Here is a 19,316-nt window from a genome sequence, read left to right on the forward strand (position 1 = left end):
GCCGGAATCAGATTTAAGCGCCGAACTTTAAGCGCCGAACTGCCAGTCGCGCGGAGGCAGATACGTTTCCTTGACCACGCGCGGGGATGCCCAACGCAGAAGGTTGAGGTAGGAGCCTGCCTTGTCGTTCGTTCCGCTTGCGCGACCGCCGCCGAACGGTTGCTGGCCGATCATCGCGCCCGTCGGCTTGTCGTTGAGATAGAGGTTGCCCGCGGCGTTGATCAGAACCTGCTCTGCGCGATGCAGGGCGAAGCGATCGGTGCAGAAGATCGAACCCGTCAACGCATAGGGGCTGGTCGAATCGATCAGTTGCAGCGTCTCTTCCCAGTTCGCATCGTCATAGACGAACACTGAAAGAACGGGACCGAAGAGTTCTTCTTTCATCAGAGCATGCTTCGGATCGCTCACTTCCAATACCGTCGGCTCGACGAAATAGCCCGGCTCCGACCACGTCTTCCCACCGGACACGATCTTTACGCTCGCGTCTTCCCTCGCCGCTGCCAGCACCCGGCTCAACTTCTGATGCGAAGCCTGCGAGATCACAGCGCCCATGAAAGTATCGGACTGTGCGACATCGCCAACTTTCAGTTGCGCGAGGCGGTCGCGCATTTCCTGGCTCACCGCCGCCCAGAGACTGCGCGGGATATAGGCGCGCGACGCGGCGCTGCACTTCTGGCCTTGATACTCGAACGCGCCGCGGATCAATGCGATCGCAATTTCCGATGCATTCGCCGATGGGTGCGCCAGTACGAAGTCCTTCCCACCCGTCTCGCCCACGAGTCGCGGAAGGGTGCGGAAGCTGTCCACTTTCGACGCAACGCCCTTCCAGAGAGACTGGAACACAGCCGACGAGCCGGTAAAGTGAATGCCCGCGAGGTCCGGTGAAGACAGAGCGACACGCGTGGTCAGCTCCGCATCGCCGGGAACGAAGTTGATCACACCCGGCGGCAGCCCGGCTTCTTCGAGCGCTTCGTAGAAGATCCAGTTCGCTAGCGCCGACTTCTCCGACGGCTTCCAGAGAACCGTATTGCCCATGATGGCCGGTGCCGTCGTGAGGTTCGCGCCGATCGCCGTGAAATTGAACGGCGAAACCCCGTAGACGAACCCTTCCAGCGGACGCCAGTCCGCGCGATTGACCGCCGTGGGAACCGACATCGGCTGCTCCGCATACACGCGTTGAGCGTTATAGGCGTTAAAGCGCAGGAAATCGATCAGTTCGCATGCGCTGTCTGGCTCGGCCTGATCGATCGTCTTGCTTTGCCCGAGCATCGTCGCCGCATTGATGCGCATCCGCGAACGCGTCGCCACGATATCCGCGGCCCGATGAAGGATCGTCGCGCGGCTCGCATGCGTCAGGCTTGCCCAGTCCTTCGCGACAGACGCCGAACTCTTGATCGCTTCGGCGATCTGGCTTTCCGTCGGACGATGAATGCGCGCGAGCACTCGCTGCGTTTCGTGCGGTGCGCGCACTTCGACGGTATCGTTCGAGTAGTAGCGCTTACCGCCGATCACCGTCGGAATGTCGACTACTTCTCGTTGCTCCAACGCTTTGGAAAGCTCTGCCGACGCAGCGGTGCCGGGCCGGAAACTCACTTCGGCTTCGTTTGCTGGCAACGGGAATTGTGGGCCTGAGATCACGCTAACTCCTTTACAAAAAGCAATTGGGACGGACTACGGGGAAGCGCAGGGCCTGCGGTTATCGATTGAAAGCGACAACGCTTTTGGCCACGTCACTCCTCAACGCTTTACCTCACCGCCGAGAGTAGTCTTTAAAGAAAATCCGGCTTGCTGTTCAATCAAACGTTATGCTTTGGTTTCGCCCGTCGTTATGAAAGACATCTCGCCTCAACGAGTGCACGGCAGGCGCGCAGATAAGTTCTGTCCGTCGACGCGTGATTCACTCTGGTCGTTGACCGCAACTGACCTGAAGCGAATCCACTCGCTGCCCGAAGTAATGCGCCGGGCAGTACCCTCGTCGAGCACGACCCTCACGCCGCTCCGCATGTGATAGCCGTTCGCTGCGTTCAGCCGCGGCGCAAATGCCCCCGACCTTTGCCCGTGTTCGGCCGATGCCGACTGGCTGTTTCCGCGCAAACATCTCGAACATGTTGATCAACGGTTCAGGAAAACAAACATCCTGCGTGCGGCGCATTCGTCGACGAAGCGCAAACTTCCCAACATCGCCCCCTCTAATTGAACATACGTTCAGCAAATTCATCGTTGCAACAACTATATATTCAAACCAGCCGCAGCCAAAAATCATTTTTCAGCCCTTGTCATAAGGGAAAACACGAAGCCACGAACTGTTTTCGGGGTTTTCACCTACTTAAATGCGTGTCGTTTTCGTGAACAATTGTTCAACATGAATGCCAGCGCGACGATGCCGGCTTGCGTGCGGCGAAATGAACATCCGTTCAGATGCAGATCGTTGACTGACGCCTGCCGTCGCGCTGTCAGCGGCTCATGTCGCGAGGCGCTACTCAATCAACTGTGGGATCGGGAAATGCAAGAACAGAAGTCGCGGGCCGCTGAGATTGAGAGCCGGAAAGACGACGCTAGCCAATATGAAGGAATGCGTTATCGACTGATCGACTCGACGCTCGAAGTCGTGGGCCACGTTGGGCTCGAACACCTGACGATCAGGAAGGTCAGCGAGCACGCCGGCGTTTCCGTCGGTCTCGTGCATCATCACTTCGAGAACAAGAGCAATCTCGTCTACAAGACGTTCGTCTATCTGATTCGAAGAGTGCGCGAACAGCTCACGGCGGGACGTCGCGGCATCGTCGATCCCGTCGAACGCATGAAATTCACTGCGGATATGTGCTTCAGCGACGAAGTGATGAGCCCTGGTGCCGCAAACGTCTGGCCGCACATGTGGAGTTCATCGGCATACGACAAGGATGTTCAACGGCTTTGCACCGCCTTCTCGCGTCGACTACGGTCCAACTTCATATGGGATCTGCGTAAAGCCGGCTGCGATCAGACGATGGCGACAATCTACGCGATGCAGGCGATGGCGCTGGTGCACGGGTTATGGATCGAACACCGCGTTGCCGGAACGATGACCATTACCGAGGTGCTTGGTGTTTTTCACGGTGTCATCGACCACGCGACAAATCGCGGATGGAAGACGAGCATGATGTGCCACGCCGGCACCAATCACTGATTTCATCGAGCACGCATGGGCCGTGATGAAAGAGCGTGCCACATCGGATCAGTGCATCGACACACGTTGAAACTGACGGGCGCAAGCCAGTCGGGCGAAGGACGATAGATTTCTAGCAGGCAGACACCGTCATGGCGATCGTGAAAGAGAGTGTTCCCGAGCAGTTCCCGGATTGGGGGCTCCTCGCGAGTTGGGTTGCAGTTGTCGAAGCCGGATCTATTTCCGATGCTGCCAGTCGGCTTGCCATCTCCCAGGCGGGCGTTTCCCTTCGGATAAAGGCTCTGGAATCGATATTGGACACGAGCCTTCTTGACCGCACTACCCGGCCGGCAAGACCGACGGCCGCAGGGCAGCGGCTGTTCGAACACGCTACCGTTCTGCTGCAGGGCGCCGATCAGATGGTCGAGAGCGTGCGAAACGTCACTCGCGCAAAGCGTGTCGTCGTCCGCCTCGGCTGCGTCGACTCGTTCGCTGCGACCATCGGCCCGATCATCATCAAGGCTCTGTCGGGCACATCGCATCAGATCAGATTATGGTCCGGAATCACGCCGACCCTCGACGCACAACTGGAGGCACGACAGGTCGATATGGCGGTGACGACGACGAGCTTTTCAAACGCCCCGGGCATCAAGCGGCAGAAGCTTTTCACGGAGCCATACGTCGCCGTTTTACCCAAGAGCTTCGAAATCGATCGGATCACGACGCTCGCGGAACTGAGCCGTCACCTTCAGTTCATCCGATACAGCTCGCGCTCCGTCATTGGTCAACATGTCGACGCCTACCTTGCGTCACACGGTGAAGATATCGATCGCACGTGCGAGTTCGACGCGACAGATCCCATGCTGAGCCTGGTTGCCGCCGGACTCGGATTCGCGCTCACGACGCCGTTGTGCTTATGGCAATCGCGACACTACCTGCCGGAAATCCGCGTCGTGCCGCTCACCATGTTCTCCCGGCAAGGACGGCCCTATCAGCCGTTAAGCAGATCGTTCTTCCTCGCCCATCGCGAGAACGAACTGGGACATTTGCCCGCCGATCTCTATGATCTGCTCAAGCGCGCCTTCGAAAAGCAGGTCTCGCGAGACATCGCCAAGGCACTGGCGTTGCGACCGGAGGAAGTCTACATTCCGGACGAGCAGTAAATCGAAGGCGGTTTTCGTCGAACCGCGTCTCAGAGGCGCGTTCCCGCCGATACCGGTAAAGCTAATCCAGACACGCGTCGCGAAGATCGCAAAATAGATCCCCCGCAACACGAGGCGCAGCCAGACCGTCAACCGCGTGTTCAGCGGCACATAGAATCTCCGCGATAAGCGCGTCAGACCCGGCGTCGCCGTGCGCGTTGCTTTGCGCAAGCTCGAGTTCTCTGCGCCACCGACCGGCGATTTCCAGTTCGATGACGTGAACACCACACTCCGGTCGACCATAGCGCTGCGCCGTGAACGCGTCGGTCATCTTCCCGTTGACGACCCACGACCGTTCAAGTGCCTGCGCCGCGCGGGTCATGGCGCTGACGATTGCTCTGTCGCTGGATGCACCGTGATTGGTGCTGAAGTTGCAGTCAGCCGCGCCCGGCTGCGTCCGATACGGAGACAGTCGTGCGCCGGCGTGCGAGACCAGCATCAACACGTTATCGTGCGTTTCGCGAAGCCGGCTCAGTTCCGCCAGAATCGACGCATGGAACGGCTTCCAGTGCTCCTCGACTCGACGCTGCACATCCGCGTCACCGGGCTCGGCCCCTGGCAGGTAGAGCGCTTCTCCCCGCGACGTGTGCGTACGGCAAAGGCCCAAGCGGTTCAATCGCTGAGACAAGGCGGTATGGTTCGCTGCAACGTTCAGGTCAATTACGCACGGGTGAAGTGCGGCGGCTATGCATGTGATGCCGCGTTTGCGCGCGACTGCACCAAGCGCCTCTCCTCCCGGGTCCGATAGTCGGCCATTGACGGCCTCCCAGGCAGAATGAACAAGGAGATCCGGGGGAACCAGTGTCCCGCTGTGTGGTGTTACGACCATCACCGATGACTGACCGCGAACAATCGCGCGTTCGTTTCCCATCATTCCCTCTTCCCGCTCTAGCGTTAGCGCTTCCAGACTCACATGCAAAAACATGATCAAAATAGCCCAGTTGAAGCGGGGAAAACGGTACTCCAAGCACTGCTTGCCCTATGTATAAGCTTCCCTGATGAGCCCGCTCGCCGATGACGCGCAGGCGGAAAACTACTTCAACGAAACGTCGCCTCCGACGAGAGCGATGCCGCCGCGAAGAGCAGCGCGCGCCCTGACTTCACACGCGATCGCTATCCGCACCGTCTCTGTGGCTGAGCTTTCGCAATCCATCTATTCATCGATTCACGACATGCGGCGGTCTACTCTACTTCTCCGCACCGATGGTCGTTACCGGTTGCCATTTCATCGACTTGACCTGATAAAGCGTCGACGTCGGATTGTTCAGATCCCCATATTTATCGAACGAGATGTGTCCGGTGATGCCGTTGTATTGAATCGTGCGGAGCGTTTGCATAAAAACAGCGGGCTTCACGGAATTCGCCTGTTTCATCGCGGTGATGGCGAGCCACGCGCAGTCATACGCGAACGGTGCATAGGTCAGCGTATCCGCGCCGAAGCGCTTCTTGAATTTATCCGCGAACGCGCGGCCTTCGGGCAATGAATCGACCGGCCTGCCGTATTCCCAAGCCATCGCCCCTTCGGCCGCGTTTCCCGCCGAACCGATGAACACGCTATCGGCAATGCCGCCGCTTCCGACGAACTGCGCGTGCAGTCCGAGTTGCTTCATGCGCTTGACGATCAGGCCCGCCTGGCCGTCGAGCCCGCCGAAGTAGAGAAGATCCGCGTTGGCCGCCTTTATGTTCGTCAGCTGTGCATTGAACTCGACGGCTTTGTCGTTGGTATATTCCTCGGCCACGATTTGTCCACCGGCTGCTCGCACGGCCTTCTTGAATTCTTCGACCGCTCCTTGTCCAAAGGCTGTGCGGTCATCCATCACTGCGATCCGCTTTGCTTTCGTGACCTTTACAGCATACGTGCCCGCGTTACCGGAGTTCTGCGTGTCGGTTGCGATGATGCGGAACACGTTGTTCAAGCCCTGGCGTGTGATCGCCGGATTCGTCGCCGCTGGATCGATCAGCGGGATGCCCGCGCGCGCGAAAATCGGCGAGGATGGAAGCGCTACACCAGAGTTGTAGTAGCCGACCACGGCGACGACGCCGTCGTCGACGAGCTTCTGCGCCACCTGAACGCCGATGCGCGGATCGCCCTGATCGTCGACGGATGCGAGTTCGAACTGAACCGGCTGTCCGCCAATGTTGAGGTGCTGCGCGTTCGCCTCTTCGACTGCCAGACGCACGCCGTTTTCGATGTCCTTGCCATTGGACGCGCCCAGGCCGGTGAGCGGCGCCGACACGCCGATTCGAACGATTTGCTGTGCGCCGGCGACAAGCGGGGCAATACAGAGCGCGGTCGCCGCGAAGAGGGAAAGGAGCGTTTTCATGACAGGCCAATCAGATAAGAGGAATGACGCAGGTTCGAGCCGACATCGAAAGCCATCAGATCAAGCATTTCCAAACATTCGTGCAAACGGTTCTCGATTCGGGCCACTGCTCCACAGATCAATATTTCGGAAGCCATTTTCCGTCGAATCACGCTCCTTTGTTTCTACGGGCAAATACTTACCCGTCGGGCCATGAGTCTTGAACACACCGTTTCCGTCTCGAGCACCGACAGCGAAACCCGCCGAGGAGCGGCAACAGTCATTGCTCGAATGACATGCGTATAAACGCAAGAGCCCGCGTCAACTCGAGGATGACGAGCGGAGCGTACTACCCAGGCAGATTCGAAGATTGGCCGAACTGCAACGCAGCGGAGGCGTCGATTCCGACCGGGCCTCAGTTACTGGACGCAGGAAGACACTGCCCGTTGTTGCCCGATCTGAACCATGGCAATGCTGGCAAAAACCAGAGCGATGGCCACGAGCTCCAGCAGCCCGAACCGCTCGCCGAGAGCCCAACCTATCAGCAAGGCTACGGCGGGAGCAAGGTAGTTCGCACTTGACGATGCGACGGCACCTAGTTCATCGAGCAAGTAGTAGTAGATAAGGAAGGCCACACCCGTTCCCAGAAACCCAAGGCCAACGACTACACCGGCAGTCGCGCGCCAGTCCATGAGCAGTCGGCCCATTCCGGTAAAGTCCGTGCAGAAAGACAGAATGAGCAGGGCCAACCCCATTTGCCATGTGGTCAAGGCGAGGGGCGGCAAGTTTGCCGGAGACAGGAAAATGCGAACGTAGATGTATGAAAGACCCAGGACGCACGCGCTCGCCAGCAACCACAAAACGCCTATAGCGCTAATCGCACCGCTTCCGCTCTCCCATGGGCGAGCGATCAGGACGATACCCGCGAAGCCAAGGATTACAGCGGTGGCCATCACTATCGTCAACTTCTCGGTTCGCAAAAAGAGCAGAGAAAAAATCGCCGTGAAGAGTGCAATCGAGCCGCCAAGAACGCCTGCGATGCCCAATGGAACCATCGCGGTCCCTTTGATGATGGCGACAAAATAAAAAGCCGTGGCGCCCGCTGCCATGATCAAAAAATGAGGCAGCAGGCGCAGTTGATCGCGCGTGATTGCGCGTTGGTGCCACGCTGCAAGCGCCAAGGGCAGGAAGCCGAAAAGGACACGCAGGAACGCCACCTGAATCGGGCTGATGAGTTCCGTGGCCCATTTCATGTAAACGAGATTCATGCCCCCAAGGAGGCCCAGGAGAACAAAAGTGACCGTTGAAAGTTTCATGGCTCTCTAGTCGCAAGGAAACAACAAAGGACGGAGCAAGCCCGTCCTTCCTTCGTGAAGCACATGCTGTCGCACGTGGGTAAAAACCTGTGCGCAGCGATCTCGTGCAGACCCAACGGACACGTGAAGTGTCCACTTGCTCAAGTGCGTCCGGTGAGTCAGATTCCGTGCGCTTTCAGACGCCCTGCATACCAATCGACGAACTGGTCGACGTAGTTCTCGGTAGACGGCGAGTACGGGCCGGGAATGTATCCCGGGTCCTGTGCACCACGGTGATTGATGGCCACGAGACTGGCATCCTGGGCGTTCGTTGCGACCCAGACCTCGGTCAGCTTCGCGAGGTCATAGTCCACGCCCTCCACCGCGTCAGCGTGGACCAGCCACTTCGTGCGAACGAGGGTCGTTTCCGGAGTGAGCGGAATGATGTAGGAAATCATCGCGTGGTCACTCATCACGTGCGTCCACGAGTTGTGCGTCCACATATGTGTGTCGCCCAGGTCCCGGCGGGTGAGATTACCGAGCAGTTTCTGCGACGCGACCCTGGTGTCCATTGTCTGCGACTCGCCGTGGCCCGCGATGACCAGTCGCTGGGTGCGGAAATGCGTGGCGACGTCTCCGCTGAGTTCTTCAACCGCTGTGCAAAGCAATCCCTCGCTTTCCCAGTCTTTCTGGCTGTCAGCAGTGAGCTTGTTATATTCGTCGAAGGCTTTCAGCGACGCCTCATCCATTCCGTCCGAGCTCGAACTGGTGGACTCGGGTATGAACGACATCTTCAGTTCCGGATGCCCCGCTTCGCAGTGGTAGCACTCCCGGTTGTTCTCCATGACGAGCTTCCAGTTGCCGTCTTCGATAATCTCCGACTCGAACGCAATCTTCGTGTTCTGCAACTCGTACGGGGCGAAGCGCGGTGTCATCGTTTCTTCGAGCTTCGCAATGTCGGCCGGGGGCTCACCTGCAAAACACACGAATACGTGCGTGCCGACAACCTTGAGATGCACGGGCAGCAAACTGCGACAGGTGGCATCGAAGTCCTTCCCCATGTGCCTGGTGTGACGCAAGCTGCCGTCAAGGTCGTAAGTCCACTGGTGATATGGGCATACGAGCATGCCTATCGTCGACTTGCCAACTTCTTTCAGACGCGCGCCACGATGACGGCACACGTTGCGATACGCGCGAATGTTCTCGTCGTCATCGCGAACAATGATGACCGACGCCTTGCCGATGTCGACGACGGAAACGTCACCCGGCTCCGGAACATCCGCCGTCACGCCGACCATAATCCAGTGCTTGTGAAAAAAGATATCGACGTCAGTTTCGAAAACATCCTGTCGGCTAAAAACCTCTCCGGGCAATCCGCATCCTGGCTCGCGGCTTCGAACGAGTTCACCAAGGGGCTTCAACACGAACTCAGACATCGTCTTTCTCCAACGTTTAGGGGTATCGGGATTTCGGATGTTCCCGCGTTAGCCCTGAGTATTGGATTACCCAAAAACGGCGTCAATGCGCTTTATTTTCCCGGAAGTATTACTTTAAATTATAGGTCCGGCGTGTCCGGCAAACGCCGGCCCGTCGCGGCGAGTCGCGCTTTTAAACGGGGCGAGAAGATGTCGGACCATGCCGGGAATGGAAGCGCCGGAACACGGCGCAAAGCTAGCTTGACGCGCAGCATATTCGCCGAGACGTTCAGGCGCTGCGCACCACCTTCCGGAAAGTCGCTTCTCAGGAAATCCCGACTGCGTTTCTCAACGTTTCAATCAGCGTTTGAATCGTCGGGGACATGGCCTTGCCGTGTGGCACGACCAGATAATAGGCGTCGTTCAACGTAATGGAAGCGCTCGTCAGACGCACGAGTTCGCCTGAGGCGAGGTGCTCGTGCAGCAGACTGCCAAAGCCAAGGGCAACCCCCTGGCCGAGCCGGGCCGCCTGGACCGCATCCGTATAAAGACAGGTACGCACGCCGTATTTGAGTTTCGTTGAACGCGCGCCCACTGCCCGGAACCATTCCTCCCAGGTCAGCCATCCTTCGGACGTCGGGTCGTATGCGATGAGCGTCATGTTCGCGAGTTCTTCGAGGGATGCGGGGGCGCCGTACTCGTCTTTCCAGGCTGGCGAGCACACCGGAAACACCTGCTCGCCGAAAAGCAGATGTGATGTTCCATCGCTCCACCGCCCGTTTCCCCAGCGAACCGCCGCATCGACTTCGTTGTGGCGAAGGTCCGCCGTGAACATGGTCGTGGTAAGGCGAATGCGCAGCGTTGGCTGAAGACGCTTGAGCCTTGCGAGACTGGACATCAAACGGAAATGCGAGAACGCGGCGGTTGTCGCAAGCACGAGTTCCTCGTCCTTGATTCCCGTCGACAGGCGGTCAAAAACGCCCGCGATTTTTCCCATTGCCTCTGCAACGACCGCGTATAAAGCCTCGCCTTCGCTCGTAAGCGTTGTAGTGCGATGCAACCGGTCGAGCAGGCGGACGCCAAGCATTTCCTCCAGGAGTCTTACCTGCCGGCTAACGGCTGCCTGGGTGACGCCAAGTTCGGCCGCAGCGAGTGTGAAGCTTCGCAGTCTCGCGACCGCCTCGAACTCGACCAGCGCCGTTAGCGACGGTATCAGTCGACGATAACCCTTTGCGCTGTCCATAGCTGCTTTCATCGTGAGCTTATGAGGGAAATAGCTCTTCCTGATATGACTTCGGTGGACGGCAATCGCCGCCCACCGGAGACCCGCCTCTCAAACTGAACGAGCGAGCAATCCATCGTGCCGCGCTTTCACAGCGATGCCTTGATTTTCTCGGCTGCTGCCGGCGTCACCCACTTCGTCCAGATTTCCGGCTTCTCTTTGAGGAAGTGCCTTGCGGCATCGTCGCCCGTTGCCTGGTTGTCGGTCATCCAGGCCATGGCTTGCTGAACGTCGACGGTCGTGAACGTGCGCGTATTCAGATACTTCATGACGTCCGGGTTTGCCTTGTCGGCGAACGGCTTTGAGACCAGTGTGAACAGTCGGCTTCCCGGCCACCCTGTCGGCTTCGGGTCAGGGCAGCTAGCGACGGTCGTGCACCGCTTCCACTCGGCCTGGTCGACAGGCACGCCCTCGCTCAGCTTAACCATCTTGTACTTCCCAAGCAGTGAAGTCGGTGCCCAGTAAACGCCGAGCCAACCTTGCTTGCGTTCATAGGCTTTGACAAGAGAACCGTCCAGACCGGCCGCAGAACCCGTGTCGACCAGCCGGAACCCCTTCTGCTCAGCACCAAACGCCTTGTACAACTGCGCGGTGTTGACGGTCACGCCCCATCCCTGCGGCCCATTGTAAATTGCGCCTTTGCCGGGATTTTCCGGGTCCGGAAACAGCTCCGGGTGCTTCAGGGCATCGGGAATCGTTTTGATGTCGGGATGCGCATCGGCGACGTACTTGGGAATGTACCAGCCGTAGACCGCGCCTTCCTGAATGACATGGCCCGCCAAGATGATTTTCTTCGAATCAATGCCCTGCTTGGCGACGGCGGGCAACAGGTCGATTGCGCCTTCCGGCACGATATCAGGCTTCCCCTTGTCCACCATGGACGTGATCGTCGGAACCGTGTCGCCAACCACGCTATTCACCGAGCAGCCGTAGCCATCCTGCAGAATGACCTTGTCGACAGCGGCTTCGAGTTCCGCGCTCTGCCAGTTCATACTGGCAATCGTCACGTTCCCGCAACTGGCGGCATTGGCTGGCGAGCTGGTCCAGAGAATCCCAACCGCGACAAGCGTCCCTAGAAATTTCAGTTTCATTGCAGTTCCCAAAAAGTTGCCGGAGCTTCCCCGGTATGCGTTGGTCCATGTGCTATTCACGCTTCCATTTGAATCGGAAACCTAAAGAATGCACGACGATCATTACCTGCGATCTCTTGAATCACCAGCCTGACAACAAACGCCAGTCTTCCCTCGGAATCGACTTTCCAACATCAGTCACCGCATCGGCGGCTATCAATGCGGCTACGCTTGGCGGCAAACTCCGCAGCGCTTGCCGGGGTAGCCGTCCGCATACTTGTTCGTCAACTGCGAGCCCTGCGCCGCCATCACAGCCGGCGACGTGTAGTTTTCCGACGCAATCAGTTCGATGTGGTCTTCCTGGTTGATTGCTTTGAGCAATTCCGGGTCAATCGCTTCGAGGGTGTGTTCGGTTCGGTTAAACATATCGGCTCAGTGATTGGAGACGGTATTCATACACGGGAAACCGCGACCGGGGCATCCGTTCGGACGCGCGCGTCGGCGGGCATCCGGACCGTGTCGCAACCTTCTTCAGACGTAATCAGCGCGCACGCCAACTGACGAAGATTCACTGTGCCAAGTGACTGGTTTTCCGCGCCAACGACAGTCAGTTGCTCGATTGAAGGGTTGTGCGTCAGTATCGAAATCGCTTCCTCAATCGTCGTGCCGGCGGCAACGTGCTTTCCAGCAGATGCGACTCCCCCACGCGGCGGAGACATCACAGACTCGACACAGACAACTCGCCCACGATTCACTTGCTTCACGAAGTTCGTCACGTACTCATCGGCCGGGCGCAGGACGATGTCCTGCTTCGTGCCTTGCTGAACGATGCATCCGTCGCGAAGGATGGCGATCTGGTCGCCAAGGCGGAGCGCTTCGTCCAGGTCGTGTGTGATGAAGACAATCGTCTTCCTGATTTCCTTCTGGAGGTCCAGCAGCACGGTCTGCATGTCCATGCGGATGAGCGGGTCGAGCGCCGAGTACGCCTCATCCATGAGGAGAACAGGAGCATCCATCGCAAGTGCTCGCGCGAGACCGACACGTTGCTGCATGCCGCCCGACAACTGGTTCGGAAAGCGCTGCTCGAAGCCCGTGAGGCCGACGCGGTCAATCCAGCGCATTGCCGTCTCAACGGATGCGCCGCGCTTCACGCCACAGATTTCGAGTCCGTAGACGACGTTGTCGAGCACATTCCGATGCGGAAGCAGCGCAAACTTCTGGAAAACCATCGCCGTTTGGCGGCGACGAAATTCGCGCAGACCGCGAAACCCCATCTTGCAGACATCGATGCCGCCAATCAGGACTTCCCCGGCAGTCGGATCGATAAGCCGATTGATGTGCCGGATGAGCGTCGACTTGCCCGAACCGGACAAGCCCATGATGACCTGAATGGAACCGGCCGGGATGTCCAGATTGATGTCTCTAAGTCCCAGGACGTGACCTGTCTCTTTCAGCAAATCTGCCTTGGACAGGCCATTCTTGACGGCTTCAACGTAGGACGTAGCCTTGGGTCCAAAAATCTTGTAGAGATGCTGGATTCGGATGCCGCCGGATTTGATGTCAGCCATGGACCACCTCCTGATGCTTTTGGAGCCGCTTGCCATATGCCTGACTGACGCGGTCGAAGATAACCGCGATACCCACGATAGCAAGGCCGTTGAAGATACCGAGCGTGAAGTACTGGTTCGCGATCGCTTTCAGGACAGGTTGTCCGAGGCCCTGAACGCCAATCATCGCTGCGACGACCACCATCGCCAGCGCCATCATGATGGTTTGATTGACGCCTGCCATGATGGTCGGCAGCGCGAGTGGAAGTTGGACCTTGATGAGCCGCTGCCAACCAGAAGAGCCGAATGCATCAGCGGCTTCGAGGATGTCGCGGTCGACCAGCCGGATGCCGAGATTGGTCAATCGAATCATCGGCGGAATCGCGTAGATGACCACAGCGATAAGGCCGGGCACACGTCCGATACCCAGCAGCATCACGACGGGAATCAGATAGACGAAGCTCGGCATGGTTTGCATCACATCGAGGATCGGGTCTACCAGCTTGCGGACGCGGTCCGACTTCGCCATGAGAATCCCGATCGGCAAGCCAATGACAATCGACAGGAACGTGCACACGAAAATCATCGACACAGTGCGCATCGTGTCCTGCCACATGTCGAGGTAGCCAATGAGGGCAAGCGTGACGAAGCACCCGACAACCACCTTCCAGTTCCTGCTTGCACCCCATGCAATGACCAGCACGAGCAGCATGATGACGGGCCACGGCGTCTGGGTCATGAAACGCTCGGCCGCCATCAGGAACTCCTGCAACGGATGGAAGAAGTTATCGATGGGGTCGCCGTATGCCGCCGTGAATGCGCGAAAGCCGTCATCGATTGAACGCTTCATGTGCAGAAGCGCCTCATCCTGCATATGTGGGAATTTGTTTATCCAGTCCATGTGTTCCTCCATCATTCAGTCGCTTGCCAGCGCTTCCTGTCTCGCGACGCGAAACGTGACTACTCCAATCCGGCTGACCACTCCTTCATGCTGAGATTTGCCGTTGCGCCTATCGTCAGGAAAGGTTGAGGCGGCAGCCGCTTCGGTGCTGCAAAACCCTGGAACACCTGAACCAGCCACGATTCCTGTCCCAATGCAGCCTCAGCGGCTGCTATCCCGGACGCAGTTGCCTTCGTTGCGCCCACTCCATTGCACGCGATTGCGGCGAATACTCCGGGCTCGATTTCCCCGAACGCGGGAACACCGTTCCAGGTCAACGCCATCGCGCCCGCCCATCGGTACTCCATCGGGACGCCCTTCAGCATCGGGAAGCGTGTTTCGAACTTCCGGTCGTGCACCCGGCCGGCACGGGCGATCGCGCTTTTACTCACCTGCATGCGAGGGTTATAGGTGTACCGGGAGCGAATCAGAATCCGGTCTCCCTTATCGCCTTCAACCCGACGGACAGTCGTTCCCATTGGAAACGCAGGTGTCGCCGCCCACGAGCGCTGGCCACCCAGCCGCTTCGGATCGAATGTTTCCGTCATCGAAGCGTAGGTATAGACGTGCAAAAGTTGTCCACGGAAGAGACCGAAGCTTTGCGCCTGTCCGTTGTTCGCAAGGATGATTTTTGCCGCGTTGACAGAGCCTTTCGGCGTCTTGACCAGCCAGGATGCTCCCCGTCGTTCGAACGACAAGGCAGGCGTGTTCTCGTAAAGCTTCACGGGGCTGCGGAAAGAATCGGCCAATCCCCTGATATAGGCTGCGGGCTGGATGATGACGGTGCCGGGCGTGAATATCGCCGATGTGAACGAGCTGGTTCCAGTGACGGCAGCAATCTCGTTCGCATCAAGCAGCCGATACGGTTCATTCACCTTGTTCAACTGCTTCGCGTAGGACGTGACATGCTCGTCGCCACGCGGTCCCAACGCAACGTTGTACTTGCCGCAGGGGTCGAAGATGTCTTTACCCCACCCCTTCTCATTTGCCAATTCCTGCGCAAGTGCAATTGCGACACGGTGGACCTTGATATCGTGCCGCCGCGCGTTGGTATCGGACCCGCCGTAGTCTTCGGAAGACACTTCATGAGGCAGGTCGATGATAAAACCCGAGTTGCGCCCCGTAGCGCCCTCCGCGATTTCCCCCGCCTCAAGGATGACGACTTTCAGGCTCGGGTCGAGTTGTGAAAGACGCCTTGCTGCTGACAATCCCGCGAAGCCGCCACCGATAACCGCGATGTCGGCATTCACCGTTCCGTTGAGTGTTGGACGCGGCGTCCTGGGCGGCAGCATGGACACCCACCCGGATTGGCCGAGGTGTTGCGGAAGTTTGCTCGCGACGAACATGATATTGGGCCCAGTTACTTAAACCGCGAGCTTTTCGCGCTCAACCAGTTCGCCGAGCGCACCGCGCAAGACGTCAGCCTTTTTTGCCGGAAGACGGGAGAGAGGTCGACGCGGGCTTCCCGCTCCATAACCGGTCATTTCCGCTGCGGCATAAACGGACTGGACGTAGTCCCCCTCCCAGATCAGCGACATGGCAGGCTCCAGCAGTCGCCAGAGTTCCCTCGCGTCGTCCCAGCGATGTTCTTGCGCCGCCATGACGAACTGCGTGCACGTCTTCGGGGCAAAGTTTGCACCGCCCCAGATGAGTCCACGGACGCCTGCATACATCGCGTAAGGCATGAGCGGGTCTGCACCGTTCATCATCGGAAGCCCTGTGCGAACAAGCGCTGCCTGCTTGCTCAAGTCTCCGCTGCTGTCCTTCACGGCGAGGAATTCGGGAATCTCGCAGAGACGGCGCATCAGCGACGGGGTGATTTCCACGCCAACGGCCTGCGGCACGTTGTAGCCGATGATCGGCAGGCCGGCGCGCGCGACGGCGGCGTAGAACTCGAAGACACCGTCGTCGTCCGTCGGCCCTTCGAAGAACGGCGGCAGCACCATCACGGCGCCAGCGCCGGAGTCGGCCGCGTGACGCGTGCGCTCCACAACGTCCTCGACGAGCAATGCAGACGTCTGGGCGATGATGCGTGCTCGTCCGTTAATGACTTTCGCACCGAACGCCACCAGCGCCTTCGACTCTTCCTGTGACAGATAGACGTGCATGCCCGTGCCCGAGCTGAGCACGAAGCCGCGAATGCCCGCAGCAAGATATCGTTCGATCAGTTGCTCCAGTCGGGCATGGTCCGGTTTCCCGTTTTCATCGAAAGGAGTACTAATTGCAAGGTTGATGCCAGTAAAAGAAAAATCTTTCATGTCGTTACTCTTCGTCCGCTTCGTTGTCGTTCAGGTCGAGCCAGATGGTTTTCAGCTGCGTGTACTGGTCGTGCGCGTGAAGCGGGTTATCGCGTCCGCCAAAACCGGACTGCTTGAAATCATCAGTCATATCAGTCTCTCGTCGACACAGAGTTTCGTGAGGAACCGAACAAACTACCCGGTTCGCAAGGCTAAAAATTCATCGGCACATCAACACCGTCCGGTGCTACGTACGACGCCATGTTTCGCCGCGCGAGATACACATGCGCACGCACTATTTCGCCGGCCGCATCTGCATCGCGACGCTGAATGGCGTCAATGATGTCCTCGTGCTGCTGTACAGCTTCCGCAAGCTCCGCGTCCATCCGCTCATCTCGCGGCTGATAGAAAGTCTTGCCTAGCCGGGCATGGTCAATCAGCAGCCGGCACAAACTCGGCAACAGATACGGGTTGTGAGCCATCTTCCCGATTGCAAGATGAAACCCGTCGTTCTGTAGAACCCGTTCGTCCACGTCGGCGCCCGTCACTGCTGCCCGAAACCGCTCCTGAATTCGCTTCAAGCCGTCAATCTCGGCTTGCGTCGCGTGAACTGCTGCAAGCTTGGTCGTCGCAACGTAAATCAGCGGTGCCGCTAAAAAGTAATTGCGCAATGAGTCGTAGTTCATTGAAGCAACGCGCGCCGCGCGGTTCGCTTCAAGTTCGATGTATCCCTCGGCAGCCATCTGCCGCATCAGTTCGCGCACCGGCGGACGCGACAGCCCAAACTCTTCGGCCAATGCCACTTCATCCAGCGACGCACCCGGCGCCAGTTCCATGCTGAGGATGCGGTGGCGCAATGCCTGTCCCAGAGCTGACTTGCGGTCAAGGGACGATGCCTGCCCATCCTCACGGTCTATTTCAACGACGTTCGCCATGTGCTCTCCTGTTGCAAATATCGTGTGTCTACAAATTGTATTCGTCAAGCCGACAATGCGTCTAATAAGGGAAGTCACTGAGACAGACTGCCCGGAAGCCGGCGATAACTCGCGGCCATCGATGCTCCGCAACCATGCATCCGTCGATGGTTTTTCCTCGAATCCAATTGCTACATGGAATTTCCTTTCATCTTTGGCGTGTCGCAAAGGACCGAATAACCCGGGGCCGAGACCGGTCTACCTCCCTGGCTTATGGTCGTCGTCGTCGTCGCCGAGGCGCGTGGCTTTATTGGCTCGTCCCATATCGGACGAGATTGCCGACGCGCAGTAGGCACGACATCGAAAGAATGCAGAAAGACGAAGCCCAGTCGGCTGCCTTGGACGTTGCTCGCTCTTCTTGAGGGCAACGACTTGGGGAAATTGAATCCGCTAATGCGGATGTTGTCGACACGTTCATGCGCGCGCCGGCCGGGCTTCCAGGCGACGCATAACTTAATGTAATAGCGCCGCGAAAATAAAGCGCATTGACGCTCATTTATCGCACACCAATACTCAATGCACAGCGAAGGCAGTCCGAACGAAGAGAAGCAATATCAGAAGAATCAAGCCTGGCAGTGATGCTGAGCGGCACCCGCCTTCGCGATTTACGCAACGCACGTTGAGCAGTTCACGCGCTGGTACGCAGCCGAATGAGCGCAAGGTGTTCCAACAGATTTAAATGCTATGAACTCGGTAGAAAGAATGTTCGATCCTGCGCTGGAAGCCGAAGACAGATTGTCCAACGCGAGTACATGGGAAAGTGGTGGAAGCCCGTGGCCGAGCAGCGAGCAGCAGACTCTGACCTGTTGTCGCGTGGTTGACGAGACGCATGATGTCAAGAGCTTTGAATTCCGGGTGGGCGACGGTTCCCCCGTGCGTTTCGAGCCTGGGCAATTCATGACCGTGTCGGCGAACGTACAGGGCCAATCGGTCGAGCGCTGCTACACGATTTCTTCCCCACCTACGCGCCCCTTCCTGTTGTCCATTACCGTAAAGCGAGTGCCGGGCGGCACGATGTCGAACTGGCTTCACGACAACATGAAACCCGGAAACCAGTTGCGCGCGTACGGTCCATCGGGAAGCTTCACCCCGACATCTGCACGGGCCGCGAAGTCGCTATACCTGTCCGCTGGCTCGGGCGTTACGCCGCTGATGTCGATGACGCGCGCGAGCATCGACCTCGGACTGGACAGGGACATCGTATTTGTTCATAGCGCAAGGACACCCGGAGATATCGTTTTCCGGAAAGAACTGCAAAGGCTCGTCGAGCTATCTCCTCGGCTTCGCACGTTCTTTCTGTGCGAAGGCATCGGGGATGAAGAGGATTGGTCGGCACCGACCGGTCGACTCAGCCTGGAACTTCTCTGCGAATGGGTGCCCGACTATGCGGAGCGCGAAGTGTTCACTTGTGGCCCGGCTGGCTACATGACGGCAGTACGCGCATTGCTCCACCAAGGTGGGCACGATCCGGCACGCTACCACCAGGAAAGCTTTGATTTCACCGCTGCTGTCGTGCCAGAAGCCGCAGCACCGGAAAACGATACCGCTCAAGAGACCTTCAACGTGAAGCTTTCGCGCTCGTCGAAGACGTTCACGATGAGCGCTTCGGAGACTGTACTTTCCGCCGCAAGAAGAGCCGGAGTCGCAATCCCGTCGTCTTGCAGCCAGGGGATATGCGGTACATGCAAGACCAAAGTGCTCGAAGGCACAGTCGACATGAATCACAAAGGCGGGATTCGCGACAGGGAGGTCCAGAAGGGATTCCGCCTGCTCTGTTGCAGCCGGCCGACATCCGACCTGGTGCTGGAGCTTTGACTGTCACCCGCATCTCTTTTGCCAGATAAAAGAGGCGTCCGATATCGCGCGGCGGCCTAAAAGCCGACCGGCCTGGCGGCTTGTTACTTCG

The 19,316-nt window shown here is 58.3% G+C and carries 16 protein-coding genes and 1 pseudogene; 3 read left to right on the forward strand and 14 right to left on the reverse strand.

Annotation, left to right across the window (positions count from 1 at the left end; translation table 11 throughout):
- Nucleotides 1-27: 27 nt before the first annotated feature.
- On the reverse strand, nucleotides 28-1,638 hold the full coding sequence (pruA, locus tag VSR68_RS03635) for an L-glutamate gamma-semialdehyde dehydrogenase (protein ID WP_342938484.1): 1,611 nt from the start codon (nucleotides 1,636-1,638) through the stop codon (nucleotides 28-30).
- Between the two features lie 742 nt (nucleotides 1,639-2,380).
- On the opposite strand from pruA, the gene VSR68_RS03640 reads away from it, so the two are divergent.
- Nucleotides 2,381-3,166 (forward strand): TetR family transcriptional regulator C-terminal domain-containing protein, encoded by a 786-nt coding sequence (locus tag VSR68_RS03640; RefSeq protein WP_342938485.1) that lies wholly within the window; start codon nucleotides 2,381-2,383, stop codon nucleotides 3,164-3,166.
- Between the two features lie 131 nt (nucleotides 3,167-3,297).
- On the forward strand, nucleotides 3,298-4,308 hold the full coding sequence (locus VSR68_RS03645) for a LysR family transcriptional regulator (RefSeq protein WP_342938486.1): 1,011 nt from the start codon (nucleotides 3,298-3,300) through the stop codon (nucleotides 4,306-4,308).
- Between the two features lie 61 nt (nucleotides 4,309-4,369).
- On the opposite strand, the gene VSR68_RS03650 is transcribed toward VSR68_RS03645, so the two are convergent.
- From VSR68_RS03650 to VSR68_RS03710, 13 genes and pseudogenes are all read right to left on the reverse strand, one after another.
- A complete protein-coding gene (locus VSR68_RS03650) occupies nucleotides 4,370-5,314 on the reverse strand; it encodes an N-formylglutamate amidohydrolase (RefSeq protein ID WP_342938487.1) in 945 nt (314 codons plus the stop codon).
- Between the two features lie 220 nt (nucleotides 5,315-5,534).
- A complete protein-coding gene (locus VSR68_RS03655) occupies nucleotides 5,535-6,671 on the reverse strand; it encodes a branched-chain amino acid ABC transporter substrate-binding protein (protein ID WP_342938488.1) in 1,137 nt (378 codons plus the stop codon).
- 398 nt (nucleotides 6,672-7,069) lie between these two features.
- A complete protein-coding gene (locus tag VSR68_RS03660; protein WP_342938489.1) occupies nucleotides 7,070-7,966 on the reverse strand; it encodes a DMT family transporter in 897 nt (298 codons plus the stop codon).
- 158 nt (nucleotides 7,967-8,124) lie between these two features.
- Nucleotides 8,125-9,381 carry an aromatic ring-hydroxylating dioxygenase subunit alpha gene (locus tag VSR68_RS03665; RefSeq protein ID WP_342938490.1) on the reverse strand — a complete coding sequence of 419 codons (1,257 nt, stop codon included), beginning with the start codon at nucleotides 9,379-9,381 and terminating at the stop codon, nucleotides 8,125-8,127.
- A 304-nt stretch (nucleotides 9,382-9,685) separates the two neighbouring features.
- Nucleotides 9,686-10,603, reverse strand: coding sequence for a LysR substrate-binding domain-containing protein (locus VSR68_RS03670; RefSeq protein ID WP_342938491.1), 918 nt, complete (start codon nucleotides 10,601-10,603; stop codon nucleotides 9,686-9,688).
- Nucleotides 10,604-10,731: 128 nt separating this feature from the next.
- Entirely contained in the window at nucleotides 10,732-11,733 is a 1,002-nt protein-coding gene (locus tag VSR68_RS03675; protein ID WP_342938492.1) for a glycine betaine ABC transporter substrate-binding protein, read from the reverse strand.
- A 228-nt stretch (nucleotides 11,734-11,961) separates the two neighbouring features.
- Nucleotides 11,962-12,138 (reverse strand): annotated as a pseudogene (glyA, locus tag VSR68_RS03680) (serine hydroxymethyltransferase); the annotation flags it as partial.
- 26 nt (nucleotides 12,139-12,164) lie between these two features.
- Nucleotides 12,165-13,280: a glycine betaine/L-proline ABC transporter ATP-binding protein gene (locus tag VSR68_RS03685; RefSeq protein ID WP_342938493.1), complete on the reverse strand. Its 1,116-nt coding sequence runs from the start codon at nucleotides 13,278-13,280 to the stop codon at nucleotides 12,165-12,167.
- Nucleotides 13,273-14,109, reverse strand: coding sequence for a proline/glycine betaine ABC transporter permease (locus tag VSR68_RS03690; RefSeq protein WP_342938494.1), 837 nt, complete (start codon nucleotides 14,107-14,109; stop codon nucleotides 13,273-13,275). The genes VSR68_RS03685 and VSR68_RS03690 overlap by 8 nt, the downstream gene beginning before the upstream one ends.
- A 110-nt stretch (nucleotides 14,110-14,219) precedes the next feature.
- Nucleotides 14,220-15,545, reverse strand: coding sequence for an FAD-binding oxidoreductase (locus VSR68_RS03695; protein WP_342938495.1), 1,326 nt, complete (start codon nucleotides 15,543-15,545; stop codon nucleotides 14,220-14,222).
- An 18-nt stretch (nucleotides 15,546-15,563) separates the two neighbouring features.
- Nucleotides 15,564-16,457: a dihydrodipicolinate synthase family protein gene (locus tag VSR68_RS03700; protein ID WP_342938496.1), complete on the reverse strand. Its 894-nt coding sequence runs from the start codon at nucleotides 16,455-16,457 to the stop codon at nucleotides 15,564-15,566.
- 4 nt (nucleotides 16,458-16,461) lie between these two features.
- Nucleotides 16,462-16,587: a hypothetical protein gene (locus tag VSR68_RS03705; RefSeq protein WP_342939000.1), complete on the reverse strand. Its 126-nt coding sequence runs from the start codon at nucleotides 16,585-16,587 to the stop codon at nucleotides 16,462-16,464.
- A 61-nt stretch (nucleotides 16,588-16,648) separates the two neighbouring features.
- Nucleotides 16,649-17,371 (reverse strand): GntR family transcriptional regulator, encoded by a 723-nt coding sequence (locus VSR68_RS03710; RefSeq protein ID WP_342938497.1) that lies wholly within the window; start codon nucleotides 17,369-17,371, stop codon nucleotides 16,649-16,651.
- 723 nt (nucleotides 17,372-18,094) lie between these two features.
- Here VSR68_RS03710 and VSR68_RS03715 point away from each other — a divergent pair.
- Nucleotides 18,095-19,225, forward strand: a complete 1,131-nt coding sequence (locus VSR68_RS03715) for a hybrid-cluster NAD(P)-dependent oxidoreductase (RefSeq protein ID WP_342938498.1) — start codon at nucleotides 18,095-18,097, stop codon at nucleotides 19,223-19,225.
- Nucleotides 19,226-19,316: the final 91 nt, after the last annotated feature.

The sequence above is a fragment of the Paraburkholderia phymatum genome, from assembly GCF_038900715.1.
GTDB lineage: Bacteria > Pseudomonadota > Gammaproteobacteria > Burkholderiales > Burkholderiaceae > Paraburkholderia > Paraburkholderia phymatum_A.

Excerpts from the sequence above, each read along its gene's own strand:
- VSR68_RS03640 (WP_342938485.1), top strand. The coding sequence starts at position 2,381 with ATGCCGGCTTGCGTGCGGCGAAATGAACATCCGTTCAGATGCAGATCG.
- VSR68_RS03645 (WP_342938486.1), top strand. The coding sequence starts at position 3,298 with ATGGCGATCGTGAAAGAGAGTGTTCCCGAGCAGTTCCCGGATTGGGGG.
- VSR68_RS03655 (WP_342938488.1), bottom strand. The coding sequence starts at position 6,671 with ATGAAAACGCTCCTTTCCCTCTTCGCGGCGACCGCGCTCTGTATTGCC.
- VSR68_RS03660 (WP_342938489.1), bottom strand. The coding sequence starts at position 7,966 with ATGAAACTTTCAACGGTCACTTTTGTTCTCCTGGGCCTCCTTGGGGGC.
- VSR68_RS03665 (WP_342938490.1), bottom strand. The coding sequence starts at position 9,381 with ATGTCTGAGTTCGTGTTGAAGCCCCTTGGTGAACTCGTTCGAAGCCGC.
- VSR68_RS03670 (WP_342938491.1), bottom strand. The coding sequence starts at position 10,603 with ATGGACAGCGCAAAGGGTTATCGTCGACTGATACCGTCGCTAACGGCG.
- VSR68_RS03675 (WP_342938492.1), bottom strand. The coding sequence starts at position 11,733 with ATGAAACTGAAATTTCTAGGGACGCTTGTCGCGGTTGGGATTCTCTGG.
- VSR68_RS03685 (WP_342938493.1), bottom strand. The coding sequence starts at position 13,280 with ATGGCTGACATCAAATCCGGCGGCATCCGAATCCAGCATCTCTACAAG.
- VSR68_RS03690 (WP_342938494.1), bottom strand. The coding sequence starts at position 14,109 with ATGAAGCGTTCAATCGATGACGGCTTTCGCGCATTCACGGCGGCATAC.
- VSR68_RS03695 (WP_342938495.1), bottom strand. The coding sequence starts at position 15,545 with ATGTTCGTCGCGAGCAAACTTCCGCAACACCTCGGCCAATCCGGGTGG.
- VSR68_RS03700 (WP_342938496.1), bottom strand. The coding sequence starts at position 16,457 with ATGAAAGATTTTTCTTTTACTGGCATCAACCTTGCAATTAGTACTCCT.
- VSR68_RS03705 (WP_342939000.1), bottom strand. The coding sequence starts at position 16,587 with ATGACTGATGATTTCAAGCAGTCCGGTTTTGGCGGACGCGATAACCCG.
- VSR68_RS03710 (WP_342938497.1), bottom strand. The coding sequence starts at position 17,371 with ATGGCGAACGTCGTTGAAATAGACCGTGAGGATGGGCAGGCATCGTCC.
- VSR68_RS03715 (WP_342938498.1), top strand. The coding sequence starts at position 18,095 with ATGAACTCGGTAGAAAGAATGTTCGATCCTGCGCTGGAAGCCGAAGAC.